We start from the raw sequence: 23,715 nt of genomic DNA, 5'->3' as shown, positions 1-23,715 counted from the left end.
CACATGACGACCCTGGGTGCCGTGTTCTTGCCGCAGCTGCCGCCGGAGCGGCTGCGGTCCGTCGTGACCGCCGCCGATGCCGCCGGGCTCGAGGAGCTGTGGCTGTGGGAGGACTGCTTCCTGGAGGGCGGCCTCACCACCGCCGCCGCCGCGCTGGCCTGGAGCTCGAATCTTCGGGTGGGCGTCGGGCTGCTGCCGGTCCCGCTGCGCAACGTCGCGGTCGCCGCGATGGAGGTGGCCACGCTGTTCCGGCTGTTCCCGGGCCGCCCGATCATTACCGTCGGGCACGGCGTGCAGGACTGGATGGGCCAGGTCGGCGCCCGCGCGGAGTCACCGCTGACGCTGCTGCGGGAGTACACGCTGGCGCTGCGGGCCCTGCTGGCCGGCGCGCGGGTCTCGACCCAGGGCCGCTACGTGCGCCTCGACGACGTGGCGCTGGACTGGCCGCCGACCGGCCCCGCGCCGATCCTGGTGGGCGCGACGGGCCCGAAGTCCATCCGCCTCTCCGGTGAGGTCGGCGACGGCACGCTGCTCACCGCGGGCACGGATGTGGCGGGGGTACGCCGCGCCCGCGCCCTTGCCGACGAGGGCCGCACGGCCGCGGGCCGCACCGACCCCTCCCACCTCGTGGTCTACCTGCACTGCGCGACCGGCCCGGACGCGACAGCGCGTCTCGCGGCCGAGCGCACCCGGTGGGGCTACGCCGACGATCTCGACGTCATGGCCGCCGGCGACGAGCACGCGGTCGCCGCGCGGGTCCGGCAGTGGGCCGAGGCGGGGGCCGACCGCGTGATTCTGCAGCCCACGGCCGACGATCCGGACCCCGAAGGGTTCGTACGTTTCGTGGCCGAGCGCGTCCGCCCGCTGGTGGAGCGGTGACCAGCCCGGCGGTGGAGGCGGTGGCCGCCTCCGGCATCGACTACCGGGTCGTCGAGCACGGCCCCGTCGCCGGCCTGGCCGAGGCGGCCGCGGCGCGCGGCGTCGAGATCGCCGACATCGTCAAGACCATAGTGGTCCGGCTCTCCGCCGACGACTACCGGTTCGTCCTGGTCCCCGGCGGCCGGGTCATCTCCTGGCCGAAGCTGCGCACCCTGCTCGGCGTGGCCCGCATGTCGATGCCGGACGCCGCGACGGCCAAGGCCGTGACCGGCTACGAGCGCGGCACCATCACGCCGTTCGGCGCCACCACGGCGTGGCCGGTGATCGCCGACGAGCGCATCCGCGGCCGCGAGATAAGCCTCGGCGGCGGCCGGCTCGGTCTGGCCCTCGCGGTACGCGCGGACGCGGCCATCGACGTGCTGAATGCGACGGTCGCGGACATCTCGGAGCCCGGTGATTGACGGGCTTTTTCCTCCGCAATGAACCGCGCCGATGTGGGTATTTTTCGGCAAATGCCCGACATATTGGATCTCGCGGTTCTAGTTTGGCTCTCGGCAAGCAGATCATTTGCCCGGGTCTTCCGATCCGGCGCGGCGACGGGTGCATTGCCCGCCGCCGCGACGGACTGTGTTGTTTCGGAAGAGCGCATGAGTGCCCCGGGCCGAACGGGGAGCCCCATCTGTACAGCTACGACCTGCGCCGCAGCCTCTCCGCGGCCACGACCGTCTGCACCATCGCCTGCACCGTCCTCACCGGTGCCCTCATGAGCGGCCACACGACGCACGCCGCGCCCGCCCACGGCTCCGGATCCGCCGCGATCGCCGCCGAGGCGATACCGGACCGCCTCCTCGAACTGCGCTCCGCGACCCGGAGCATCCCGCAGCCGCCGGCACCACCGCCGCCGGTCGCCGCCGCCCCACCCCCGGCCCCGGCCGCCGCCCCGCCGCGGGCCGCCCGGGCGGAGTCGTCGACCCGCGCCTCGCGCTCGGCGACCCGGTCCCAGCGCTCGGTGCGCCCGCAGACGGCCCGGCCACCGACCCGCAGGCCCGCGCGGACGCGCACCGGCAGCACCGGCGGCCCCGCCACCACCGTCTACTCCGGCAACTCCGGCGGTGTGGTGGGCTTTGCGATGGCGCAGGTCGGCAAGGGGTACTCCTTCGGTTCGACCGGGCCGGACAGGTACGACTGCTCGGGCCTGGTCGTCGCCGCCTTCCGCCGGCTGGGCATCTCGCTGCCCCGCTCGACCGGCGGCCTGGCCGGGATGGGGCGTCCGGTGTCGCGGGGCGAGCTCCAGCCCGGCGACCTGGTCTTCCCGTCCTCGGGCCACGTGGGCATCTACATCGGCGGCGGCCGGATCGTCCACGCCTCAACCGAGCGCGACGGCGTGAAGATCTCGCCCATCTACGCGTTCCGGTTCGCCCGGCGCGTCGTGGGCTGACTAGTCGTCGAGCCGGAAGTCGGCGAAGTCGAAGCCCGGTGCCACCACGCAGCTGACCAGGACCGGCTGGTCGGCGGCGGGGACGGCGGCCTGCCAGACGCCGCCGGGGATCAGGATCTGCGGGCGCTGGCCCCCGGCCACGTCGGCACCGAGAACCATCTCGGTGCCGGCGCCGGGGCGGGGGCCGGAGCCGCCCAGGCGCAGTGTCAGCGGGCCGCCGGAGTGCCAGAACCACAGCTCGTCGGAGCGCACCAGGTGCCAGGCCGACTCCTCGCCCGGGTTGAGCAGGAAGTAGATCGCGGTGGCGGCGCTGCGCTCGCCCGCATAGCCGGGCGGGGCGAAGGTGTGCGGGGAGCGCCAGGTCTCGCGATACCAGCCGCCCTCCGGATGGGGCTGCATGTCCAGCTCTTCGGCCAACTGCGGTCTCATGGGGGTACCGTATCCGGCCTTTCGTGTGGTGTGGCCCGACGTGTCGTTTGCAATGCTGGGCGCGTGAGACTGCAAACGCGCACCGGGGCCTACGTCGAGTTACGAGCGATCAAGCAGATCGACCAACCACTGCTCGTCGAGGGTACGGTCGATACGCTCGACGGGCGCGCCTGGCGGTTCCGCGGCCCGGTGCTGAGTGCCGAGGAGGCCAAGCGCCTCGGGGATTGGCTGCTCAAGGCGGCCAAGGGGCGCATCGAGCCGCAGGAGCGGCTGACGTTCGCGGACCTGTCGTTCACGTTCGACGAGCACGAGGTCGGCCAGCCCCGCATCGTCGTCGGCTTCTCCCGCGCCACGGCACCTGGCTGGCTGGGCGACGAGCAGGCGGTGACGTTCGACTACCCGGTCACCCTCGACCTGACCACCGAGACCCTGGAGGCGGCCGCCGTCGACTGGGAGCGCGAGCTGCGCCGCCGCCGCTGAGCAGCGGCGCGCAGTCCTCGCCGGCCGCACGCAACGACGCGTCCGCGGCCCTGTGCGCACCGCCCGGGGTGCGGGTCGGCGCAGCCCGCGGCCGGGGAGGGAGCCGGCGACCGCGAGGCACCGCTACCATCGCCGCATGCGAACGCGGTTCGGGGCGATCCTGCTGGTGGCGGTGCTCGGGCTCACGGCGTGCGGCGACGACGAGGCGCTGCCGACGGACCCCGGGGACCATTTCGCGTCCGCCGCGGCCGCGCCCTCGGACGCGGCGTCGGACGACCCCGGCGGCACCGGTAGCGTGGGGGCCGCACCCGGCGGTTCGAGTCCCGCACAGGCGGCCCAGTCGTTCGCCTTCGGCAATCCCGACGGGCACGCGGCGGTCCCGGCCGAGGCCAAGGCCGAGAGCGTGGCCCAGCCGACCTGGGTGATCGGCGACGGCACGCCGGCCAGCTGCACCTCGGAGCGCTTCGTCGCGGCCGTGAAGGCGGGCGGGACGATCACGTTCAACTGCGGCCCGAGCCCGCTCACGATCGTCGTCAAGGAGACCGCCAAGATCCGCAACCGCTCGCCCAAGGTCGTCATCGACGGCGGCGGCAAGGTCACGCTGAGCGGTGAGGGCAAGCGCCGGATCCTGTACCAGAACACCTGCGACAAGGACCTGGAGTGGACCACCGACCACTGCCAGGACCAGGCCACCCCGGCACTGACCGTGCAGAACATCGTCCTCGCCGACGGCAACTCGACGGGCGACAAGACGGACGGCGGGGGCGGCGGCGCCGTCTTCGTGCGGGGCGGCCGGTTCAAGGCGGTCAACGCCAAGTTCGTCCGCAACCGCTGCGACGACACCGGCCCCGACCTGGGCGGCGCGGCGGTACGGGTGCTCAGCCAGTACCAGAACAAGCCCGTCTACATCGTCGGCAGCACCTTCGGCGGCTCCTCCGGCCAGGGCGGCGTCTGCGCGAACGGCGGGGCGCTGTCCAGCATCCAGGTCTCCTGGGTGGTCCTGAACAGCATCTTCTCCTACAACACGGCCGTAGGCCGAGGCGCCAACCCAGCCCGCGCCGGCACCCCGGGCGGCGGCAGCGGCGGCGCGATCTACTGCGACGGCGACAACTTCACCGTCAAACTGGCCGGCACCCTGATCGAGCAGAACAAGGCCAACGAGGGCGGCGGCGCAGTCTTCTTCGTCAGCAACGACCGCACCGGCACCATGTCGATCGAGAGCTCCACACTGCGCAAAAACCCGAGCGCCGGCTTCGAGACAGACGGCTTCCCCGGCATCTTCTTCCTGGGCGCCCGCCCACCATCCGTCTCCGGCTCCTCCCTCACCAAGTAGCCCAGACCCCCGCCAGATAGCCCAGACCCCCGCACTCCCACCACCGCACGCCGTGGCCAACCCCGAGCCGCTGCTTGTGACCGGCGCCCACCCTGGCCAGCGCGAGGCTGTGACCAGCACGAGCGTTGCCGCAGCCACGGCCAGCACGCACCCTGGCCCACGCAAGGTGCGGCCAACGCGAGGTGCGGCCAACGCCTACCACCAACCTGCGCCCCGCCGAGCCCGCAGCACGGCCACCGCGAACCACAACCACTCCACGCCGCAGCCACCGCACACCGCCCCGCGCCTGCAGCCATCGCACACCGCAGCCGCCCCTCGCCGCAGCCGCTGCACACCGCAACCGCCCCGCCCCGCGCCGCAGTCACCGCACACCGCAACCGCGCCGCAGCCAATACGTGCCGCGGCGAGCCGGAGCGCGATCGACGCAAGCCGCGAAACTCCGGGCCAACGCGAACCCGGGCCAACGCGAACCCGGGCCAACGCGAACCCGGGCCAACGCGAACCCGGGCCGATATGTCGGGCGCTGGCGCGCCACGACATATCGGACTTATACCCCGTCAGACGATATAACCGTTTTACGAGCGCAGGCACGCACAGAACGGGTGGCCCGCCGGGTCGAGCAGCACCGTGTACCGATCGCCGCCCGGCTGGAACTCCGGCTTCGTCGCGCCAAGCTTCAGCGCCCGCTCCTCGGCGTCGGCCAGGTCGTCGACGTAGAAGTCGAGGTGGAACTGCTTCGGCGTCGGGCCCTCGGGCCAGGTCGGCGCCGCGTAGCCCGGCAGCTGGCCGAAGCCGATCGAGGTAGCCCCGTCGCTGATCATCGCGTACTCGTCCTGGCTGTGCGTGACGTCCCAGCCCAGGACCTCGCTGTAGAAGGTGGCGAGCACCGGCGGTTCGGCGCAGTCGATGTTGACCATGATGAGGCTCGCGAATCCAGTCATGAGCCCCATCCTGGCCGCTATTCCTGCCACCTCATGTCAGGAACACGCGTCAGATGTTGTTGATGATCGCCATCGACGTCTCGTGCTGCATCGCCATCATGTCCGACACCGCGGCGGCGTCGTAGTAGCCGCCGCTCGGCTCGGCCCCGCTCGCCACGTCGCCGTCGAGGTTGCCGCCCTCACCGTCGTACTCGGCGCTGTAGTCCGGGTCCGCCCCGCCGTCCGTGCCCGAGCTGTCGATGCCCGCGCCGTCGGTCAGGTCCGTCACGGTGCCGGTGGCCGGGTCGTACGCCTGCTCGTAGACTCCGTCGCCGTCGCTGTCCAGGGCGGCGATGTCCATCTGCCCGTCGTGGTCCAGGTCGCCGACGAGCACGTTGCTGCCGTCGTCGAGGGTGTAGATCGCCGCTGGGTCCTCGGTGCCGTTGCCGTCGAGGTCGGTGCTGAAGTTGGTGTAGTCGTCGCTCATATCTGCCGCGCTCCCTGAATTTTCATTGTCGTAAGACATGCACCGGCAACGCTAGGCGCCCGCGGCTGCCCGGCACTCCCCCTTTGCTGCCAAGCCGACACCGGTTGCGACCCAGGTCACGCTCGTGATCACGCCGCTACCGGGTGGCTTGTTTGCCGCTGCATGGCCCGGGGGTATCAATCCGTCGATCTCATCGACAAGGAGGCAGCTGTGGGCCGGGGTTCCTCGATCGGCGGAATTATTGTCGTCATCTGGCTGATCATCGGCATCGTCGCGGCCGGCCAGCGTGGCTATTTCGACAGCGACGAAGCGAACTGCGCCAAGGCCGGCACCATCGCGGTCACCATCATCGCGGGCCCGTTGAACTATCTCGGGGTCAACCCGAAGATCAACTGCGATCTCCCGCAGCCGTCCAAGTAAGAGCAGCCCCTGCACGATCGACGCCGGCCATCGCCGGCCGGGTGAGCCGGGGTCACGATCGCGATCTGCGCCCTCTGCCGAGTTCCGTGAACACGGCCGGGGGCGCTTCGCGTTCAGCCAGCTCACAGCATTTGGAGCTAATGTTCCGGGATGGATGAGTTCGAGGCGCGCAGGGTCGTCGACGCGCTCCGCCAACGCGGCGTGCCGGCCCATCTGGAAATGGCAAAGGCCGGTCTGTCGCAGTTCGGCGTCCGGGTCCAGCTCTTCGACGGCCGCTTGGCCGTCTGGGACACCGACGGCACCGCGGGCCTGGAGGCCCAGGTCATGCGCGACGGCATCCTGGTCGGCTTCGTGCCGATGATCGAGGGCTCCGAGCACTTCACCGAGGACCAGGTCGTGGACGCCATCGCCCGGACCGACTACGACCGCCCGATCGCCCGCCAGCGCGCCACTGCCCCACCGGCCGCCCCGCCCCTCCCCCAGGAAGGCGGCTTCTTCCGCCGCTTCCGCAACGGCTTCCGCTGACCCGCCCCCACAGGCGCGAGACGGCCGAGCACACGCAAGAGACGGCCGACCACGAGCACGAGACCAGCCGAATACAGGCAAGAGACGGCCGACCACGAGCACGAGACCGGCCGAACGCAGGCGTGAGAACGGCCCAGCGCAGGCGTGAGGCGGGCCGAGCAAAAGCGTGAGAACGGCCGAACACAGGCGCGAGACGGCTGGGCACAAGCGCGGGCCGGCCGAGGACAAGCCGGACACCGCCAGCGGGAGTCAGTCGTTTATCTCGGCGCGCTCGATCTCGGCGAAGGCCCGCGTCAGCAGCGCCGCGAAGCTGCGCTCGGCCAGCAGGTCGTCGATCAGCAGCGGCGCGTGCTCGGCCAGCGCGCGGGGCGGCAGCGGGGCCTCCTCGTCGGTCTCGTGGATGCCCAGCGCGCCCACCAGCAGGACGACCATCACCTGCGGGTCCACGTCGCGCCACGTCGCGGCCGCGCGCACCGCGTGCTCCAGGGCCGCGCGGATGTCGTCGCCGTCCAGGCCGTCCGGGTGGCGCTCCTCCAGCAGGGTGCGCACCACGGCGCCCAGCACGCGGCCGGTCTGCTCGGAGTCCAGCGCGGCCAGCTTCTCCACGGCCTCGTCGTACGCCTCCGCGTCCTTCGATCGGGCGGCCTCCACGGCGGCCACGGCGGCGTTGGCGATCGCGCGGGCGGCGGGCGGGAGGTGGCGCCAGGTCGTGGTCATGAGGCTGACCCTAGACAACACAGTGGTCAAGGCCACACCCGGGATTGTCACGTCCGGCGCGCGGGAGCCATCGTGCAGCTTGTGAGCGCTTTTGAAGAGTCGCGGCCGATGCTGTTCGGGCTGGCGTACCGGATGCTCGGCAGCGTCCACGATGCCGAGGACGTGCTGCAGGAGGCGTACCTGCGATGGAGCGGGCAGGACCGCGGGGACGTCGCGGAGCCCCGGCGCTACCTCACGCGCATCGTGACCCGATTGGCCCTCGACACACTGCACAAGCAGAAAGTGCGGCGGGAGTCGTACGTCGGCACGTGGCTCCCGGAGCCGGTGTCCACCGACCCGTCGCCGTTCGGGGCGGTCGACACCTCCGACCTCTCGATCGCGGTCCTGCACCTCATGGAGCGCCTGACCCCTCCCCAGCGGGCCGTGTACGTCCTGAAGACCGCGTTCGCGCTGCCGTACCAGGAGATCGGGCAGATTCTGGAGCGCTCGGCCGAGGACTGCCGGCAGTTGTACCACCGCGCGGTCGCGGCGCTGGACGGCAAGGCGCGGTTCAGTGCCGATGCCGGGGAGCTGGCCCGGGTGCTCGACGGCTTCCTGGCCGCGGCCCGGCGGGGCGACCTCGCGCGGCTCGAGCGGCTCCTGCACGAGGATGTCGTGGTGTGGAGCGACGGCGGCGGACGCGTCCGCGCGGCCCGCAAGCCGATCGTCGGCCGGGACAAGGCGATCCGGTTCTTCGTCGCCATCGCCGGCCGGACGCTCACCGACGCCCCGGCGGAGATCAACGGCGAGCCGGCGCGGCTGATGGGCGGGCGGGTGCGGTACACCCTCAGCATCTCGATGGCCGAGGGGCGGATCGCGGGCGTCTATCTGGTGTCGAACCCGGAAAAGCATTTGGGCATTGACGGGTACCGCTAACGGCGTAGGGTCGGCGTCGAGGAGGCGCCGCCATGCCTGCTGCAACCGTCGCGCCGGACAGCGCGGATTACGTCGTCGTCGGGGCCGGTCCGGCCGGGTGCGTGCTGGCCAACCGCCTGTCCGCCGCCCCGGGCAACCGCGTGGTGCTGCTGGAGGCCGGCGGGCCGGACAAGGCGCGGGAGATCCGCATCCCGGCCGCGTTCAGCAAGCTGTTCACCACCGCCTACGACTGGAACTTCCGGACCGCGCCCCAGCCGGCGCTGGCCGGCCGTGAGCTGTTCTGGCCGCGCGGACGCGTGCTCGGCGGCTCGACGTCGATCAACGCGCAGATGTGGATCCGTGGCTGCGCGGCCGACTACGACGGCTGGGGCGTGCCCGGCTGGTCGTATGACGAGGTCCTCCCCCACTTCGAGCGCATCACACACCCGGGCGGCCCGCTGCACATCGAGGAGCTGCGCAGCCCCTCGCCGATCACAGCCGCGTTCCTGGCCGCGTGCGCGGAAGCGGGCATCCGCGCGACGCCCGACCTCAACGGCCCCGACAACAGCGGCTGCTCCCCGACCCCTGTCACCCAGCGCCGCGGGGCGAGGCACAGCGCCGCCGACGCCTACCTGCGCCCGGCCATGCGCCGCGCCAACCTCACGGTCGTCACGGGCGCCACCGTCGACCGCCTGCGCCTGTCCGGCCCCGGCAAGGTCAAGCGCGTCACAGGCGTTTCATACAGAGCCGCCGACGGTACCGTCAGGGAGCTCACCGCCCAGCGCGAGGTCCTCCTCTGCGCAGGCGCCGTCGGCTCCCCCCACATCCTGCAGCTCTCCGGCATCGGCGACCCCGACCGCCTCCGCGCGGCCGGCATCGACCCGCTGATCGAGCTCCCCGGCGTCGGCGCGAACCTCCAGGACCACCTGAGCGCCGGCGTGGTGCTCACCTGCCCGGAGCCGATCACCATGGTCGCCGCCGAGTCCCTGGGCAACGTGGCCCGCTACCTGCTGACCCGCAAGGGCATGCTCTCCTCGAACGTGGCCGAGGCCGTGGCCTTCCTGTCCCGCAATGGCGGCCCGCCCGACATCGAGCTCATCTTCGCCCCCGTGCCCTTCATCGAGCACGGCCAGGTGGACCCCCCGGGCCACGGCCTGACCATCGGCGCCGTCCTCCTGCAGCCCACGAGCCGCGGCACCGTCACTCCCGCCAGCGCCAACCCGGCCGAACCCCCGATCATCGAACCGGCCTACCTGAGCACCCCGGGCGACCTGGAGATGCTCATGTGGGGCCTGCGCCAGGCCGAGCGCCTGGCCGCCACGACAGCCATGAAGCCGTACGCCGGCCCGCCGATGCCCCCGTACACCGGCCCCGCGGACGACACCACCCTGGCCACGTCGATCCGCGAGCACTCGGAAACCCTGTACCACCCGGTTGGCACCTGCCGCATGGGCACCGGCGAGGACGCGGTGGTCGACCCGGACCTCAACGTCCACGGCGTCACCGGCCTGCGCGTGGTCGACGCCTCGGTCATGCCGACAATCAACCGCGGCCACACCATGGCCCCCGTCTACATGATCGCCGAGAAAGCCGCCACCCTGATCACCAACTGAACCGCCACCACCAGCACCATCAGCACACCCACACAGCCCACGCACCGCCCGGCCGCGCGGGCGCCCCCGACGCGTTCTCGACGCGCGGAAGCGCAGACGATCCGCACCGCGACGCGCCGACGCGCGGGTGGTGGCGTGTGAGGGTCAGCGGGTGGCGGGGCGGCGCAGCAGGAGGACCGTCGCCAAGGGCCAGAGGGATTGGGCCCCGGCGGCCACGCGCTCGGCCAGGCCGACGAGGGTCCCGGTGGCCAGGGCGGCGGTGAAGAGCAGGACCAGGGCGGCCAGGATCGCGGTGGCCGGGATCATGACGGTTGCCGGTGGGCGGACCGCGGTGCTGCCGGGCTGGCGCCACAGGGCGGGCCACAGGGACAGGCTGGCGAAGGCGACCGTCGCGGCGCTCTGGTGCATGGCTGACGGGCCGGAGGCGGGCAGTGGGAACGCGGCCACCAGGACTGTTGCCGCGCCGCCCACGCCGAGCATGACGCGGGCCGGCAGGGCCAGTGGCTGCAGGCCGCGGGCGGTGACCAGGTGGCAGGCGCCCACGCCGACCAGGGCCAGCGTCATGATCCAGCGGTGGTCGGCGGAGCGGGCGGCGAGGGCGCTGATGGTGTCGCGGGTCGAGCTGAAGGCGTCCGGCTGGACGGCGGCCGCCAGCGTCCAGCCGCCGATGAGCAGGAGTGGTGCGGCGATCGAGGACCACAGGCAGTACCGACGCGGCATGGGTTGTTTGTATCTCAGTTTTTTTATGTCGTGCGCGATCTAATCGTGCGATAGGCTCTTGGTGTGGACGTGCTCCCACTGGACCGGCAGGTCTGTTTCGCGCTCTACACCGCCACGCGGGCGGTGACGGGGCGTTATCGGCCGCTGCTCGACAAGCTCGGGCTCACCTACCCGCAATATCTCGTGCTACTCGCGCTCTGGGAGCGCGACGAGCGGACAGTGAAGGACCTCGGCGCGGCGCTGCAGCTGGACTCCAGCACGCTGTCGCCGCTGCTGAAGCGCCTCGAGGCCACCGGCCTCGTGGCGCGGGAGCGACGCACCGACGACGAGCGCTCGGTCACCGTGCGGCTCACCGAGCAGGGTGAGGCGCTGCGCACGCCGGCGTCCGGCATCCCGGCCCGGCTGGTCTGCGACGGCGGCCTGGACGTAGGCGAGCTCGAAGAGCTCCGCGACACCCTCGTGCGGCTCACCGCCGCACTCCAGCGACAGGGAGAAATCGATGCAGGTGCTGTACACGGCTGAGGTCAACGCCACCGGCGACGGGCGCAACGGCCACGTCACCAGCTCGGACGGGATCCTCGACTTCGACGTTCGCACGCCGAAGGAGATGGGTGGCGGCGGGGAGGCGACGAACCCCGAGCAGCTCTTCGCGGCCGGGTACGCGGCCTGTTTCCACAGCGCCCTGCGCAGCGTGGCCCGCCGCCAGAACACGCTGCCGCTCGTCGAAGGCTCGCAGGTGCAGGCCCGGGTCGGGATCGGGCCGAACGGCGCCGGCGGGTTCGGGCTGGAGGTCTGGCTCACGGTGACGCTGCCGGCCGCCGACGCGGCGCAGGCGCAGGAGCTGGCGGACACGGCGCACCAGGTGTGCCCGTATTCGAACGCGACCCGCGGCAACATCGACGTGCACATCGAGGTCGCCAAGTGAGTGCCGCCACCAACCGCGTCTGGTATCTGGCCGCGCGGCCCGACGGGTTCCCGGCGCCGTCCGACTTCGACCTGCGCACCGAGGAGGTGCCGGAACCGGCGGCCGGGCAGGTGCTGGTGCGCAACGACGTGATGTCCGTGGACCCGGCGATGCGGGGGCGGATGAACGACGTGAAGTCGTACGTCGCGCCGTTCCAGCTCGGGGCGCCGCTGGAGGGTGGTGCGGTCGGGACCGTCGTCGCGTCGCAGGACCCGTCGGTCAAGGTCGGCGACAGCGTGCTGCACGGGCTGGGCTGGCGGGAGTACGCGCTGCTGCCCGCCGCGCACGTCCGGGTCGTCGACACCGCGGCCGCGCCGGCCTCGGCGTATCTGGGGGTGCTCGGGATGCCGGGGCTCACCGCATACGCGGGGCTGCTCGACGTCGCGCGCATGAAGCCCGAGGAGACGGTGTTCGTCTCGGGCGCGGCCGGCGCGGTCGGGTCGATCGTCGGGCAGATCGCCCGCCTGCGCGGGGCCCGGCTGGTGATCGGCTCCGCGGGGTCGGCGTCCAAAGTGGAGTACCTGACCAAGGAGCTCGGCTTCGACGCGGCCTTCAACTACCGCGACGGCGACATCCGCGGGCAGCTGAAGCGGCTGGCTCCGGACGGCATCGACGTGTACTTCGACAACGTCGGCGGGGAGCAGCTGGAAGAGGCGCTGTTCCGGATGAACCTGCACGGGCGGATCGCGATCTGCGGGGCGATCTCGCAGTACAACACCCCGGACGCCAAGGGCATCCGCAACCTGAGCCTGCTGATCAGCAAGCGGCTCACCATGCAGGGCTTCCTGGTGCTCGACCACTGGTCGCGCAAGGACGCCTTCATGGAGGAGATGGCGCAGTGGCTGCGCGACGGCAAGGTGCGCGCCGACGAGACGTTCGTCGACGGCATCGAGAACGCCGTGGACGGGTTCCTGGGCATGCTCAAGGGCGCCAACACCGGCAAGATGATCATCCGGCTCTCGTCTTGACGAGCCGGTCCGCGCTGTCGCTGGCCGCCCTCCTGGGGGTGGCCGGCGTCGCGCACCTCGCGCGTCCGCGCCCGTTCGACAGCATCGTGCCGCGGTCGCTGCCGGGGCCGGCGCGGGCGTACACGTACGTCAGCGGGGCGTGCGAGCTCGCCCTGGCCGCGGGGCTGGCGCACCCGCGGACCCGAAGGGGGGCGGCGCTGGCGGCGGCCGGGTTCTTCGTGGCCGTCTTCCCGGCGAACGTGCAGATGGCCGTCGACTGGCGCGACGCCACACCCGCGCGGCGCGCTGTCGCGTGGGGACGGCTGCCGCTCCAGGTACCCCTGGTGTGGTGGGCCCTGAGGGCCGCCCGCCGCTAGGCCGAGCCCCCGATCGGCAGGTGGAGCTGGAACGCCACCTCGGTGTAGTGGATCGTCGGGGGCGGGAGGGCCTGGAGTTGCCGCTCCAGGACCACCAGCAGTTCCCGGGGCGGCGCGATGGGGCGGGCCATGATGCGGACCCGGACCGGGCGGTTCGGGGCCAGCCGGAACTCGACCATCAGCTCCTCGGTGTGGTGGCGCACGCCCGCGAAGAGGCCCTCCACCACGCGGCGGGCGCGGTCCAGGAAGTCGCTCAGCTCCGACGGTGTCGTGGCCTGCCGCAGCTGCTCCTCGCTCGTCAGCAGCACGATCCGCCCGTGCGGCGGGGCGGCGGGGGTGGGCGCGGCGGGCGCGGGCGCGGGCATGGTGGTGGCGGCCGGTACCCCGGAGAGCATGGTCGGCGGCAGGGCGTTGACGTCGGCCAGGGAGGTCGCGTCCGCGCCGACCCGGAACGCCAGCGAGCGGACCGCGCCGTCCGGCAGGCCGATCTCCACCGGACGGCCGGCCTCCACCGCCTGCAGGAGACGGGCGTGCATGGCGCCGGTCAGCAGTACCGCGAAACCGTCCTCGACCTGACGGGCCGTCGGCTGGCCGTCGCCGCGCACGATCAGCAGAAAGTTGCAGGCGAGCCGGGTCGCGCGTTCGCCGCCGGGGGCGACGATCGCGGCCGGACCGGACTGGCCGGGCGACCACACGTACGTCTTCGGGGTCCCGGCCAGGCCCGGCAGGTACGCGCACACCTCCGGCGCCTCCCGCATGGCCTCGCGCAGCGCGGGCAGCTCGTCGGGCGAGACGGAGAGCTCGAGCCGGTCGCCGTCGTGCACGACGTGCAGGAACGGCAGGTTGTAGGCGGGCGCGCGGGAGAGCATCGTCGCAGCCCGGAACTCGGCGTCGTCCAGGACCGCGGCGCGGCCGGGGCGAAACCACCACGGGTGCGGGTAGTACCGCTCCTGCGCACCGAGCAGCGCCAGCACCCGGGCGTGGCCGAAGCGCTGGACCACTGCCGTCTCCCCGCCCAGCAGGGGCAGGGCGATGAGCGGCGGGCGGGCGAGCTCCACTGTGGACGGCAGGGCGGCCGGCGGGTCGGCGTACACGAATCCGGTGACCCGCTCGTCGATGTCGACCCCGGGCCGGCCGAAGACGCTCACGTCGCCCGCGTCGACCAGGCGGCCCTCGGCGGCGAAGCGGTGCACCGTGCGGGCCATGGTGAGCGGGAAGCCGGGCGCGGGCGCGCCGGTGCGGGCGATCGCGAAGACCATCTCGCGCTGGCCGTGCCGCTCGAGGCCGTTCGTCGTGTACAGCAGCGCGGGCAGCATGCCGGAGGCCGTGCGGATGCCACCCTCGTCGATGGCGACCGACAGCTCGCCGGGGATGAGGACCTCCCGGCCGACGGGTAACGCGGAGCCCACGGGGCCGATCATCGCACCCGCGCGCAACACCGCCGTATTTGCCGAAGCCGGGGCGTTCCCAAAACAACGGCGGCAGCGCGACGATGATGGCATGCGCGTGGGTGTGATGCGGATGACATCGGAGCCGCCGCCGGGCTACGTCGCGTTCGTCAGCCGTCACCTGGAGCCGCTGCGGCGGGACTCGTCGCGGGTCGTCGGCGGGGACGAGGACGCCGACTACCTGTATGTGGACGTGCTCACCGACGTCGCCACCCGCTGGCCCTGGCTGGAGCTGCAGCGCACCCGGCTCGGCCAGGACGGCGCGGCCGACGACTACCTGGACCGCACCTTCCACCGCCGCTCGGAACGCTACTACGCGGCCGAGGACGCGGAGCACATCGAGGACGACCGGCAGATCACCGTCACCCCGGAAGGCGCCGGCCAGCGGCGCGCGGTCCAGCGCTACGTCTCCACCGCGGTCCGCCTGGCGCCGATCGTCGTCCCGCGCCGCAAAGCCTTCATCGCGGGCCCGGCGGCCGAGGCCGCAATCGCCTGGTGGCACGCGTACGAGAACATCCGCCGGCGCCGGCTGGTCTACATCGGATTCGTCGTCCTGCTCCTGCTGCTGGGGCTGGCCCAGTTCAGCGGACCGGCTGAAATGTAGGCATGGTACGTGTAGCCATGCTACACGTATAAGCCGCCGAAAGTAACCGAACGTGTTCAACACCGCTTTCACACGTCCCGCCGGGCTTGAGCTGCCCGGACGGGGATAGAACGGGCATGTGGAACCGTTGTCCTTCTTCGCCGAGGCGGCCACACCCGGTGACTTCGCCGCCGCCCGCACCCAGATGGCCCTGTCGCTGGGCTGGCACATCATCATCGCCAGCTTCGGGGTCGCCATGCCCGCCATCACCCTGTTCATGGAGTGGCGGGGGTACCGCACCGGCTCGGTCGAGTACAAGATCCTCGCCAGACGCTGGGCCCGGGCCATGGGCGTCCTGTTCGCCGTCGGAGCCGTCTCCGGCACCATCCTGAGCTTCGAGATGGGCCTGCTCTGGCCGGGCCTGATGGGCACCTACGGCCAGGTGATCGGCCTTCCGTTCACCCTGGAGGGCTTCGCGTTCTTCGTGGAGGCGATATTCCTCGGCATCTACCTCTACGGCTGGGACCGGCTCTCGCCGAGGGTCCACCTGTGGTCGGGGGTGCCGATCCTGGTGGCCGGGGTCGTCGGCACGTTCTGTGTCGTCAGCGCGAACGCCTGGATGAACCAGCCGAAGGGCTTCGACCTGGTCGACGGGAAGATCACCGGGGTCGACCCGCTCGGCGCGATGTTCAACCGCGCGACCGGGCCGCAGTCCGTGCACATGATCGTGGCCGCGTTCATGGTCACCGGCTTCTGCATGGCCTCCGTCTACGCCGTGGGGATGCTGCGCGGGCGCGTGGACAGGTACCACCGGCTGGGCTTCCTGGTGCCCTTCACCGTCGCCGCCGTCATGGCGCCCGTCCAGGTCGGCGTCGGCGACTGGGCCGCGCACTTCGTCGCCGACTACCAGCCGGTCAAGCTGGCCGCGATGGAGGGCCTCTACGCGACCGAGCGCGGCGCGCCGCTGCACCTCGGCGGCGTCGCTGTCGACGGGGAGCTGCGCTACGCCATCGAGATCCCGAACGGCCTCTCGCTGCTGGCCCACTGGGACCCCGACGCGGAGATCCGCGGGCTGAACACGGTGCCGGCCGACCAGCAGCCGCCGGTCAACGTCGTCCACCTGTCGTTCCAGCTCATGGTCGCGGCCGGCTTCGCGATGCTCGGCGTCGCGGCGATCTTCGGCTTCATCTGGTGGCGGCGCCGCGGCTGGCTCACCAACAGGTGGTTCCTGCGCGCGGCCGCGCTGTGCGGACCCGCCGCCGTCCTGGCCCTCGAGGCCGGCTGGACCACGACCGAGACCGGGCGCCAGCCGTGGGTCGTCTACGGGATCCTGCGCACGCACGACGCGGTGAACACGGCGCCGGGCCTGCGGACCGGTCTTTACGTGCTGCTGCTGGTGTACTACCTGATGACGATCGCCACCGTGTACGTCCTGCGCCGCCTGGCCAGGGACCGCCCGGTGCCCGTCGCGCCCCAGGAGTCCGACGTCGCCACGTTCCCGGTGCCGTGATGACGGCCGCCGACGCGCTCCTCGGCGTGCTCTTCGCCGCCGTCACCGCCTACGCTTTGTTCGGCGGCGCCGACTTCGGCGCCGGGTTCTGGGACCTCTTCGCCGGAGGCGCCCGCACGGGCGCGCGGACGCGCAAGCTGATCGAGCACGCGATCGGCCCGGTCTGGGAGGCCAACCACGTCTGGCTGATCTTCGCCGTGGTGCTGCTCTGGACCGGCTTCCCGGCCGTGTTCGCCGGCGTGGCCGCGACCATGTACATCCCGCTCACCGGGGCCGCCCTCGGCATCATCGGCCGCGGCGCCGGCTTCGCCTTCCGCAAGACCAGCACCACGCTCACGCAGCAGCGGATCTTCGGTGCGCTCTTCGCCTTCTCGTCGCTCGTCACGCCGTTCTTCCTCGGCGCCGTGGCCGGTGGCATCGCGTCCGCGCGGGTGCCGCCGTGGACCGCGGGCCGGGGTGACCTGCTCACCGCGTGGTGGAACCCGACTTCGGTCGCCACGGGTGTCCTCGCGGTCACCGTGTGCGCTTATCTCGCCGCGGTATTCCTGTGCCAGGATGCCAAGAACCACGAGCCGGATCTGGTACCCCCCATGCGTCGCCGAGCCCTGTGGGCGGGCGCGGGCGCGGGGGTACTCGCGGCGGTCGGCCTGGTCGCCGTCGAGCTGGACGCCGGCTGGCTCGCCGAACGGCTCTGGCGGCCGGTGCCGGGCGCGCTGATCGTCGTGTCGGTGCTGGCCGGGCTGGCCTCGATCGCGCTGCTCGCCGCGGGCCGCTACGTCGCCGTCCGCGTCACCGCCGGCCTGGCCGTCGCGGCCGTGCTGTGGGGGTGGGCGGCCGCGCAGTACCCCTATCTGCTGCCACCGTCGACCACCGTCGCGGGCACCGCGGCGGCGCCGGCCGTGATGCGGGCCACGCTGTGGGCCGTCCTCGCGGGTGCCGTCATTCTGACACCGTCGCTGTGGTGGCTGTTTCGCCTGTTTCAGACAGCACCTATGTCCGAAACACGTAGTCTGAGCGATTCGTCCACCAGCCCGGTGGGCGGCGATCGTTCGTGAATGCTGCTAGTGTCCGCCAAAGCTATGGGTAACGTGTGGAGGTTTCAGCGCTGGAGCGCGGCGGCGGGTGTCGTCGCGGCCTTCGGCATCGGCCTGCTCGCGGTGTCCGCGGCCCCCGCCTGGGCCGCCGACCCGCTCGAGCTCAAGGCCGACAACGCCGTCCAGGGCAAGGCCGGCGACAAGGTCCAGCTGCGCTTCACCGTGAAGAACAACGCGAAGCAGCCGGCCACCGTCGTCATCGGGGTCCAGACCCCGCCCAACGCGGTGATGGAGGCGGGCGACAACCCCGGCTGCAACATCGGCGGCGGCGGCCGGACCGCGAGCTGCCGGGCCAACGGCACCCTGGCCCCGGACAAGTCGGCCGGCGGCGCGATCGTGATGACCATCAAGACCGGCGGCCAGGCGGCCGGGCGGATCGGCGTCCAGGGCGGCAACACCGAGAACTTCACGCTGAGGGCCACCGGCGCTCCGAGCGCGTCGCCCACGGCCACCAAGTCGGTCAAGCCGACCAAGACGTCGTCGGCGAACGCGTCCGACCAGCCGACGCTCGCCGGCGACGAGACGTTCGCCCCGCCGGCGGACGGGGGCGGGGTCGCGGTCCCGCAGGCGTCCGAGCCCGCGACCGAGCGGACGAGCGGCAGCGGCGGCGGGATGGGCCTGGGCCTCTGGGTCGGCATCATCGCGATCGTCGGCGCGCTGGGCCTGATCGGCAGCCTCTTCTACTTCCGCCGCAAGGATCGCAACGAGCCGGACACGGGCATGCACCCGGTCGTGCCGGCCCCGGCCGGCGGCTTCCCCGCGTACAACCCGCCGCCGTCCGCGCCGACGACCTACGGCTCCCCGCAGCCGGCGACCTACGGCAACCCGTCGGCCGCCACCCAGATGATCAACCCGAACTTCGGCGGCGGCCCGGCCGGCCACCACGACCTCGGCGGCCAGCCCAGCGGCCCGACGCAGGTCATCCAGCCGGGGGCCACCCCGAACGGCGCGCCCGGCGGCGCCGACCAGACAGTCATCTTCCGCCGCCCCGACGAGTACTGACCACGCGTGCACAAGGCCGCGCTCGGCACGGCCCTCGTGTTCACCGCGAGCGGCGCCGTCGTGGGCGGCTGGGTCGCGCGGATCCCGGCGGTCGTCGAGCGGCTCGGGATCACCAACGGTGAGCTCGGCCGGGCCCTCCTCGCGCTCGGCATCGGCTCACTCGTCTCGATGCCGCTCACCGGGATCGCCTGCCGCCGCCTCGGCAGCCGCACCTGGGTCGCCGCCACCGCGATCGTCGCCACCGTCGCGCTGAGCGCGGTCGGCCTGGCCGGGGATCTCCTGACGCTCACCGGGGCGCTGTTCCTGCTGGGGCTGGCCTACGGCTCCTGGGACGTGGCGATGAACGTGCAGGGCAGCCACGTCGACCGGCAGGCCGGCCGCGAGTGGATGCCGCGGTACCACGCCTGCTGGAGCCTCGGCTCGATCGGCGGCGCCGCGGCCGGCTCCCTGGCCGCCCGGACGGGCCTGGACGTCGCGACCCATCTCGCGATGGCCGCGCTGGCCTCCCTCGCCGTGACGCTGGCCGGGCTCACCCTCTATCTGGACGAGCGCGTGGGTACCGCCGAGCCCGGCCCCGGCGAGCGCCCGCGCTTCCGAGCGAGCCGCGTCATCCTGGTCATCGGCCTCGTCACGTTCTGCGCCACCGTGGCCGAGGGCGCAGCGGGCGACTGGCTCGCGCTGTACCTCGACACCGGCCGCCACTTCAGCCAGGCCGACGCCGCGATCGGCTACACCGCGTTCGCCGCCGCGATGACCGCTGGCCGGTTCGCCGGCAGCACCGCCGTCGCCCGCCTGGGCCGGGCCGCCGCCGTCCGCCTCGGGGCGCTGGCGGGCCTGGCCGGGGTGCTCGCGACGGTGCTGGCACCGTGGACGCTCGTGACGTACACCGGCGCGATCTTCTGGGGTCTGGGCATCTGCCTGGTCTTTCCGGCCGCGATCAGTGCGGCGGGCGAGACCGGCCGGCCCGCGGCGGCGATCGCCGTGGTGACGAGCATCGGATACGGCTCCATCCTGGTCGGCCCGCCGCTCATCGGCGCCCTCGCGGACGTGACGGGCCTGGGCCACGCGCTGCTCGGCCTGGCCGTGCTACCGCTGGCGATCGCGCTGCTGGCCCCGGTGCTGGCCACCCGCACCGCCGCCGAGGTGCCCGCCCACCCGTGACCGCCCGCGCGACGGCAGCACACGCCCCCCGCGCGACCGCCCTCACAACCGCGGCGCACACCCCCGCGCGACCGCCCTCACAACCGCGATGCGCGCCCCCGCGCGACCGCCCTCACAACCGCGGCGCTCGCCCCCGCGCGACTGCCCTCACAACCGCGATGCTCGCCCCCGCGCGACCGCCCTCACAACCGCGGCGCTCGCCCCCGCGCGACTGCCCTCACGACCGCCATGCTCGCCCCCCGCGCGACCGGCTTTCACCAGCGCAACAGCGGACGCTCGCGCCTCCGTGTGACCGGCCTCTACCACCGCGGAGCCGAACGCCCCCGCGACCTGCTTTCACTGCCGCGGTGCTGGGCGCTCGCCGCACCCGCGCGGCCGGCTCTCGTCGCTGCCGCCCCCGCGGGTCGTGGTGCGTGGCGGGGTCGGCCGGTTGCCATCCGCGCGGTCCCGGGGTCGGCGCGGGGCGGCCGGGCTTCTAGGGTGCAGGTATGAACGATGCTGTCGCACGGGCGCTGCGGGAGTTCAACGATCGGCTCGACGTGTTCGACCCCGCACCCGGGCCCGCGGTGGCCGAGGTGCGGGTCGGCGAGCAGGTCATCGCCCTGCGCGCGCCGGTCGTCAGGGCCCTGACCGAGGCCCTGCTGCGCTACCAGGATCCCCGCGACCGAGGCACCTGCGACCACTGCGGCAGCCCGCGCCTGGACGACAACTTCGTCTGCGCCGACTGCGCCCGCCCGAGCGGCGTCTTCGGCCAACTCCTGGCCGAGCGCGCCTCCCGCTACGAGCCACCCGCCGAACTCACCTGACCCGCCACCCACACCCCTCCGCCGCGCCGCCTCTCCGCCACCCACACCCCTCCGCCACGCCGCCCTCCGCCACGCCGCCTCTCCGCCACCCACACCCCTCCGCCACGCAGCCCTCCGCCACGCCGCCCCTCCGCCCCTCATGCAGCCGTCGCGACGCTCCGCCTTCGCCCGCCGTGACCGTGGCCGTCCACCCGCCTCGCGCGGAGAGCCGGCCTGGTCAGCTTCAACCGCCGGGTCAGTAACCAGCCGCCCCTGTGACCAGCCGCGCTCGTGACCAACCGCCCTTGCGACCAGCCGCCCTTGCGACCAGCCGCCCTCGTGGCAGCCGCCCTCATGGCAGCCGCGCTCGTGACAGCCGCGCTCGTGACAGCCAGGCTTGTGGCCAGCCGCCCTTGCGACCGGCCGCCTCGTGACAGCCGCCCTCGTGGCAGCCGCGCTCGCGACAGCCAGGCTTGTGGCCAGCTGCGCTTGTCCTACGCCGGTGCCAGGCCTCGTCAGCTTCGGTGGTCGGCCTTGTCAGCCCCGTTGGCCGGCGCCGCTGGCCTCGCGTAGGCGTCCGAACTCCTCGGCCAGGTCGGCGAGCTGGTAGTGGGCGTTGAGGCCGCTCGGGTTCGGCAGGATCCACAGGCGGGTCGGCGCTAGGGCTGTCGACTCCTGCGGGCCGACCTTGGCGCCCTGGATGCCGAACGCGGTCCGGTACGCGGTGACGCCCAGGACGGCCAGCCACCTCGGGGCGTAGTCGGCCACCTTCGCCCGCAGGATCGCCGCGCCCTCGGTGAGCTCCGCGCGAGTCAGCTCGTCGGCGCGGGCGGTGGCGCGAGCGGCCAGGTTCGTGATGCCGAGGCCCCACGTCGGCAGGAGGTCCTGCTCGTCGGGGCGAAGCTGCCGCGGTGTGAAGCCCGAGCGGTGCAGGGCCGGCCAGAAGCGGTTGCCGGGGCGGGCGAAGTGGTGCCCGGTGGCGGCCGACCACAGGCCCGGGTTGATGCCGCAGAGCAGGACGTCGAGCCCGGGCACGAGCACATCCGGTAATAGACGGCCGGCCGCGGCCAGCAGTTCATCTCTGGTGAAGGTGGACGGCATGTCGACAAGCATGCCTGGAACCCGATCGGTGCCCGGCACCATTGAGCCATGGACCTCGATGCAGTGCTGGCGCTCTGGGACCAGCCGAGTGAAGCGGCGGACTTCCGCAAGTACTACGCCGACCCCGTCCCGGTGAACGGGGTGCCCGTCACCGCGGAGGAGCTCGCCGCGCGGGCGCGCGGGCTGCAGGCGGCGTTCGCGGACCGCCGGACCGAGCTGGTGCACCGGATCGAGACCGGCGACCAGATCGTCATCGGGTTCTACATGCACGTGCGGCACGTCGGGCCCTATGAGACGCCGCTCGGACGCGCGGAGGCGACCGGCAAGCGGCTGAAAATCCGGGTCAACGACATCCTGACCGTGCGCGACGGCCGCATCACCGACATCTGGGTGATGAGTGATGATGTGGATCTCATGCGCCAGCTGGGACAGCTGCCGTCTAGCGTCTGAGGTATGAACGAACGGCGGTTGATTTCGAGCGGGTCGACGTTCGAGCGGGAGATCGGGTACTCCCGCGCGGTCGTCGACGGCGACTGGGTCCACGTGTCCGGGACGACCGGCTTCGACTACGCGGCGATGACGATCGCGGACGACGTGGTGGCGCAGGCCGAGCAGTGCTGGCGCAACATCGACGCCGCACTCAAGCAGGCGGGTGCGGCCCCGGCCGACGTGGTGCGGGTCCGCTACCTGCTCCCGGACGCGGCCGACTTCGAGCCGTGCTTCCCGGTGCTGCAGCGCTGGATGGGCGACGTACGCCCGGCGGCCACCATGCAGGTGTGCGGCCTCTCCGACCCGCGCATGAAGATCGAGATCGAGGTGACCGCGCGGAAGCGCCCCAACCTCGGGTGGCCCGGGTAGCGGCAATCGTCGGATAGACGTCAGTCATCCGTGAGAGTGATCGCCAGGGCCGTGGCGAAGAGGGACAGCAGCTCGTCCGCGTCCGCGCCGGCGATCGTGGCGCCGGCCAGGCCCTCGATGCCGGCGGCGCCGGCCATGGTGCACGACTCGAAGCGGGCACCGGCCGCGTGGGCGCCGGTGAAGACCGCGTCGGACAGGTCGCAGCCGCTGAACGTGGCCCCGGTCAGGTCGGCGTCGGTGAAGTCGGCGCCGACCAGGTCGGTCGAGGTGAAGAACACCGAGTGCAGCTGGGCGTCGCGAAACACGCTGCGCTCGGCCCGGCAGTCGCGGACCGTCACGTCCCGCAGCGTCCCACCCAGCCACTGCAGCCCGGCCAGGCCGCAGTCGCGCAGCGTGACGCGGTGCAGGACGGAGTGGTCGGCGTGGACGTGGTCCAGGGTCGTGCGCTCCAGCAGGCAGTCGGTGAGGATCGCGCCGGACAGGGCGGTGCCGGTGATGTCGGTGCGGTTGAACCGGCACTGCACGAACTGCGCCGACTTCGCACTGCGCCCGGTCAGGGCCAGGTCGTAGAAGCCGATGGCCTGATACGCGGCGTCGTCGCGCAGGTCGTCCTCCTCCACCGTGCCGAGCGTCAGCGCCTTGGGTGGGCGCGGCCGGGCCGGGCCGGGGCGGGCCGGGGAGAGCGTCGGAAAGGCACCTGTCGCGAAGGTGCCGGCGGAAAACGTCTGGCTGGGCGCCGCATGCCGCGGGGTCTGACGGGGCGGGACCGCGCCGGAGGGCGACGGCTGATTGGGGACCGCGGGCAAGGCCATGGGTGTGACATTAGTGACTGGAGTGACTAAGCGTCACATCGGGCCGCCCCCAACTTGGGGCCCCAACCCGCCCACTACCGCACCCGCCCGCCCAGACCCCCGGGCAACACACCGCACCCCACCGCCAAGCCACGCCCGCTGCACCACGCAGCCCGCCGCCGCACCACGACCCACGCACCACGCAGCCCACCAGCCGAGCCACGGCCGCGCACCAGGCA

At 72.6% G+C, this 23,715-nt stretch carries 29 protein-coding genes; 21 read left to right on the top strand and 8 right to left on the bottom strand.

The annotated features are described in order from the left end of the window. Positions 1-3: 3 nt before the first annotated feature. From Dvina_RS09930 to Dvina_RS09920, 3 genes are all read left to right on the top strand, one after another. On the top strand, positions 4-879 hold the full coding sequence (locus Dvina_RS09930; protein WP_223102166.1) for an LLM class flavin-dependent oxidoreductase: 876 nt from the start codon (positions 4-6) through the stop codon (positions 877-879). Next, positions 876-1,340, top strand: a complete 465-nt coding sequence (locus Dvina_RS09925; protein WP_223102165.1) for an aminoacyl-tRNA deacylase — start codon at positions 876-878, stop codon at positions 1,338-1,340. The genes Dvina_RS09930 and Dvina_RS09925 overlap by 4 nt, the downstream gene beginning before the upstream one ends. Before the next feature lie 302 nt (positions 1,341-1,642). Continuing rightward, a complete protein-coding gene (locus tag Dvina_RS09920) occupies positions 1,643-2,317 on the top strand; it encodes a C40 family peptidase (protein WP_223102164.1) in 675 nt (224 codons plus the stop codon). Here Dvina_RS09920 and Dvina_RS09915 read toward each other — a convergent pair whose 3' ends face one another. After that, complete coding sequence (locus Dvina_RS09915; RefSeq protein WP_223102163.1) at positions 2,318-2,746, bottom strand: cupin domain-containing protein; 429 nt, start codon at positions 2,744-2,746, stop codon at positions 2,318-2,320. It abuts the gene before it with no gap. A 63-nt stretch (positions 2,747-2,809) separates the two neighbouring features. On the opposite strand from Dvina_RS09915, the gene Dvina_RS09910 reads away from it, so the two are divergent. Both Dvina_RS09910 and Dvina_RS09905 read left to right on the top strand, forming a co-directional pair. Beyond that, entirely contained in the window at positions 2,810-3,226 is a 417-nt protein-coding gene (locus tag Dvina_RS09910; protein ID WP_223102162.1) for a WapI family immunity protein, read from the top strand. A 136-nt stretch (positions 3,227-3,362) separates the two neighbouring features. After that, entirely contained in the window at positions 3,363-4,559 is a 1,197-nt protein-coding gene (locus tag Dvina_RS09905; RefSeq protein ID WP_223102161.1) for a hypothetical protein, read from the top strand. Positions 4,560-5,134: 575 nt separating this feature from the next. Here Dvina_RS09905 and Dvina_RS09900 read toward each other — a convergent pair. Next, entirely contained in the window at positions 5,135-5,500 is a 366-nt protein-coding gene (locus Dvina_RS09900; RefSeq protein WP_223102160.1) for a VOC family protein, read from the bottom strand. Positions 5,501-5,549: 49 nt separating this feature from the next. Then, positions 5,550-5,966: a hypothetical protein gene (locus Dvina_RS09895; protein ID WP_223102159.1), complete on the bottom strand. Its 417-nt coding sequence runs from the start codon at positions 5,964-5,966 to the stop codon at positions 5,550-5,552. 210 nt (positions 5,967-6,176) lie between these two features. Here Dvina_RS09895 and Dvina_RS09890 point away from each other — a divergent pair, with 210 nt between their 5' ends. Together Dvina_RS09890 and Dvina_RS09885 are read left to right on the top strand one after the other, a co-directional pair. Beyond that, on the top strand, positions 6,177-6,386 hold the full coding sequence (locus Dvina_RS09890) for a hypothetical protein (protein WP_246656125.1): 210 nt from the start codon (positions 6,177-6,179) through the stop codon (positions 6,384-6,386). Between the two features lie 150 nt (positions 6,387-6,536). Further along, a complete protein-coding gene (locus Dvina_RS09885) occupies positions 6,537-6,911 on the top strand; it encodes a hypothetical protein (protein WP_223102157.1) in 375 nt (124 codons plus the stop codon). A 249-nt stretch (positions 6,912-7,160) separates the two neighbouring features. On the opposite strand, the gene Dvina_RS09880 is transcribed toward Dvina_RS09885, so the two are convergent. Then, complete coding sequence (locus tag Dvina_RS09880; protein WP_223102156.1) at positions 7,161-7,628, bottom strand: hypothetical protein; 468 nt, start codon at positions 7,626-7,628, stop codon at positions 7,161-7,163. 81 nt (positions 7,629-7,709) lie between these two features. On the opposite strand from Dvina_RS09880, the gene sigJ reads away from it, so the two are divergent. Both sigJ and Dvina_RS09870 read left to right on the top strand, forming a co-directional pair. Then, complete coding sequence (sigJ, locus tag Dvina_RS09875; protein WP_246656124.1) at positions 7,710-8,543, top strand: RNA polymerase sigma factor SigJ; 834 nt, start codon at positions 7,710-7,712, stop codon at positions 8,541-8,543. 32 nt (positions 8,544-8,575) lie between these two features. Beyond that, complete coding sequence (locus Dvina_RS09870) at positions 8,576-10,135, top strand: GMC family oxidoreductase (RefSeq protein ID WP_223102155.1); 1,560 nt, start codon at positions 8,576-8,578, stop codon at positions 10,133-10,135. Between the two features lie 144 nt (positions 10,136-10,279). Here the strand turns inward: Dvina_RS09870 and Dvina_RS09865 are convergent, their stop codons facing one another. Then, positions 10,280-10,855 (bottom strand): DUF998 domain-containing protein, encoded by a 576-nt coding sequence (locus Dvina_RS09865; protein WP_223102154.1) that lies wholly within the window; start codon positions 10,853-10,855, stop codon positions 10,280-10,282. Between the two features lie 63 nt (positions 10,856-10,918). Between Dvina_RS09865 and Dvina_RS09860 the strand changes: the two genes are divergently transcribed. Genes Dvina_RS09860 through Dvina_RS09845 form a run of 4 tightly spaced genes read left to right on the top strand, consistent with a single transcriptional unit; the run spans position 10,919 to position 13,143 of the window. Continuing rightward, positions 10,919-11,377: a MarR family winged helix-turn-helix transcriptional regulator gene (locus tag Dvina_RS09860; RefSeq protein ID WP_223102153.1), complete on the top strand. Its 459-nt coding sequence runs from the start codon at positions 10,919-10,921 to the stop codon at positions 11,375-11,377. Beyond that, positions 11,355-11,780 (top strand): organic hydroperoxide resistance protein, encoded by a 426-nt coding sequence (locus Dvina_RS09855; RefSeq protein WP_223102152.1) that lies wholly within the window; start codon positions 11,355-11,357, stop codon positions 11,778-11,780. Before Dvina_RS09860 ends, Dvina_RS09855 begins: the two co-directional genes overlap by 23 nt. Beyond that, positions 11,777-12,787: an NADP-dependent oxidoreductase gene (locus Dvina_RS09850; protein WP_223102151.1), complete on the top strand. Its 1,011-nt coding sequence runs from the start codon at positions 11,777-11,779 to the stop codon at positions 12,785-12,787. The genes Dvina_RS09855 and Dvina_RS09850 overlap by 4 nt, the downstream gene beginning before the upstream one ends. Next, positions 12,784-13,143, top strand: coding sequence for a DoxX family protein (locus Dvina_RS09845; protein WP_246656123.1), 360 nt, complete (start codon positions 12,784-12,786; stop codon positions 13,141-13,143). Before Dvina_RS09850 ends, Dvina_RS09845 begins: the two co-directional genes overlap by 4 nt. On the opposite strand, the gene Dvina_RS09840 is transcribed toward Dvina_RS09845, so the two are convergent. Further along, positions 13,140-14,552, bottom strand: a complete 1,413-nt coding sequence (locus Dvina_RS09840; protein WP_223102150.1) for a hypothetical protein — start codon at positions 14,550-14,552, stop codon at positions 13,140-13,142. The two genes, Dvina_RS09845 and Dvina_RS09840, sit on opposite strands and share 4 nt — an antisense overlap. Before the next feature lie 91 nt (positions 14,553-14,643). On the opposite strand from Dvina_RS09840, the gene Dvina_RS09835 reads away from it, so the two are divergent. The 6 genes from Dvina_RS09835 (at position 14,644) to Dvina_RS09810 (ending at position 20,747) form a co-directional block, all read left to right on the top strand. Then, positions 14,644-15,195 (top strand): hypothetical protein, encoded by a 552-nt coding sequence (locus Dvina_RS09835; RefSeq protein WP_223102149.1) that lies wholly within the window; start codon positions 14,644-14,646, stop codon positions 15,193-15,195. A 118-nt stretch (positions 15,196-15,313) separates the two neighbouring features. After that, the gene (locus tag Dvina_RS09830; protein WP_246656122.1) at positions 15,314-16,684 is read left to right on the top strand and encodes a cytochrome ubiquinol oxidase subunit I; all 1,371 of its coding nucleotides are present in this window, start codon (positions 15,314-15,316) and stop codon (positions 16,682-16,684) included. Further along, complete coding sequence (locus tag Dvina_RS09825) at positions 16,684-17,739, top strand: cytochrome d ubiquinol oxidase subunit II (RefSeq protein WP_223102148.1); 1,056 nt, start codon at positions 16,684-16,686, stop codon at positions 17,737-17,739. The genes Dvina_RS09830 and Dvina_RS09825 overlap by 1 nt, the downstream gene beginning before the upstream one ends. Before the next feature lie 33 nt (positions 17,740-17,772). Next, on the top strand, positions 17,773-18,780 hold the full coding sequence (locus Dvina_RS09820) for a hypothetical protein (RefSeq protein WP_223102147.1): 1,008 nt from the start codon (positions 17,773-17,775) through the stop codon (positions 18,778-18,780). A 6-nt stretch (positions 18,781-18,786) separates the two neighbouring features. Further along, on the top strand, positions 18,787-19,941 hold the full coding sequence (locus Dvina_RS09815) for an MFS transporter (RefSeq protein WP_223102146.1): 1,155 nt from the start codon (positions 18,787-18,789) through the stop codon (positions 19,939-19,941). Between the two features lie 488 nt (positions 19,942-20,429). Further along, the gene (locus tag Dvina_RS09810) at positions 20,430-20,747 is read left to right on the top strand and encodes a hypothetical protein (protein ID WP_223102145.1); all 318 of its coding nucleotides are present in this window, start codon (positions 20,430-20,432) and stop codon (positions 20,745-20,747) included. A gap of 516 nt (positions 20,748-21,263) precedes the next feature. On the opposite strand, the gene mug is transcribed toward Dvina_RS09810, so the two are convergent. Then, entirely contained in the window at positions 21,264-21,839 is a 576-nt protein-coding gene (gene mug / locus Dvina_RS09805; RefSeq protein WP_246656121.1) for a G/U mismatch-specific DNA glycosylase, read from the bottom strand. A 36-nt stretch (positions 21,840-21,875) separates the two neighbouring features. Here mug and Dvina_RS09800 point away from each other — a divergent pair, with 36 nt between their 5' ends. Together Dvina_RS09800 and Dvina_RS09795 are read left to right on the top strand one after the other, a co-directional pair. Continuing rightward, positions 21,876-22,277, top strand: coding sequence for an ester cyclase (locus Dvina_RS09800; protein WP_223102138.1), 402 nt, complete (start codon positions 21,876-21,878; stop codon positions 22,275-22,277). A gap of 3 nt (positions 22,278-22,280) precedes the next feature. Next, the gene (locus Dvina_RS09795; protein WP_223102137.1) at positions 22,281-22,685 is read left to right on the top strand and encodes a RidA family protein; all 405 of its coding nucleotides are present in this window, start codon (positions 22,281-22,283) and stop codon (positions 22,683-22,685) included. Between the two features lie 20 nt (positions 22,686-22,705). Here Dvina_RS09795 and Dvina_RS09790 read toward each other — a convergent pair whose 3' ends face one another. Continuing rightward, positions 22,706-23,497 (bottom strand): pentapeptide repeat-containing protein, encoded by a 792-nt coding sequence (locus Dvina_RS09790; protein ID WP_223102136.1) that lies wholly within the window; start codon positions 23,495-23,497, stop codon positions 22,706-22,708. Between the last annotated feature and the right edge of the window lie 218 nt (positions 23,498-23,715).

The sequence above is a fragment of the Dactylosporangium vinaceum genome (genome assembly GCF_019904175.1).
GTDB classification, from domain to species: domain Bacteria; phylum Actinomycetota; class Actinomycetes; order Mycobacteriales; family Micromonosporaceae; genus Dactylosporangium; species Dactylosporangium vinaceum.
The sequence above is the reverse complement of the archived record's forward strand: the minus strand, read 5'-3'. Positions and strand labels throughout refer to the sequence as shown.

Coding starts and splice junctions, on each gene's coding strand:
- Dvina_RS09930 (WP_223102166.1), top strand. CDS start 4: ATGACGACCCTGGGTGCCGTGTTCTTGCCGCAGCTGCCGCCGGAGCGG.
- Dvina_RS09920 (WP_223102164.1), top strand. CDS start 1,643: ATGAGCGGCCACACGACGCACGCCGCGCCCGCCCACGGCTCCGGATCC.
- Dvina_RS09915 (WP_223102163.1), bottom strand. CDS start 2,746: ATGAGACCGCAGTTGGCCGAAGAGCTGGACATGCAGCCCCATCCGGAG.
- Dvina_RS09905 (WP_223102161.1), top strand. CDS start 3,363: ATGCGAACGCGGTTCGGGGCGATCCTGCTGGTGGCGGTGCTCGGGCTC.
- Dvina_RS09900 (WP_223102160.1), bottom strand. CDS start 5,500: ATGACTGGATTCGCGAGCCTCATCATGGTCAACATCGACTGCGCCGAA.
- Dvina_RS09895 (WP_223102159.1), bottom strand. CDS start 5,966: ATGAGCGACGACTACACCAACTTCAGCACCGACCTCGACGGCAACGGC.
- Dvina_RS09885 (WP_223102157.1), top strand. CDS start 6,537: ATGGATGAGTTCGAGGCGCGCAGGGTCGTCGACGCGCTCCGCCAACGC.
- Dvina_RS09880 (WP_223102156.1), bottom strand. CDS start 7,628: ATGACCACGACCTGGCGCCACCTCCCGCCCGCCGCCCGCGCGATCGCC.
- Dvina_RS09870 (WP_223102155.1), top strand. CDS start 8,576: ATGCCTGCTGCAACCGTCGCGCCGGACAGCGCGGATTACGTCGTCGTC.
- Dvina_RS09865 (WP_223102154.1), bottom strand. CDS start 10,855: ATGCCGCGTCGGTACTGCCTGTGGTCCTCGATCGCCGCACCACTCCTG.
- Dvina_RS09855 (WP_223102152.1), top strand. CDS start 11,355: ATGCAGGTGCTGTACACGGCTGAGGTCAACGCCACCGGCGACGGGCGC.
- Dvina_RS09835 (WP_223102149.1), top strand. CDS start 14,644: ATGCGCGTGGGTGTGATGCGGATGACATCGGAGCCGCCGCCGGGCTAC.
- Dvina_RS09825 (WP_223102148.1), top strand. CDS start 16,684: ATGACGGCCGCCGACGCGCTCCTCGGCGTGCTCTTCGCCGCCGTCACC.
- Dvina_RS09810 (WP_223102145.1), top strand. CDS start 20,430: ATGAACGATGCTGTCGCACGGGCGCTGCGGGAGTTCAACGATCGGCTC.
- mug (WP_246656121.1), bottom strand. CDS start 21,839: ATGCTTGTCGACATGCCGTCCACCTTCACCAGAGATGAACTGCTGGCC.
- Dvina_RS09800 (WP_223102138.1), top strand. CDS start 21,876: ATGGACCTCGATGCAGTGCTGGCGCTCTGGGACCAGCCGAGTGAAGCG.
- Dvina_RS09795 (WP_223102137.1), top strand. CDS start 22,281: ATGAACGAACGGCGGTTGATTTCGAGCGGGTCGACGTTCGAGCGGGAG.
- Dvina_RS09790 (WP_223102136.1), bottom strand. CDS start 23,497: ATGGCCTTGCCCGCGGTCCCCAATCAGCCGTCGCCCTCCGGCGCGGTC.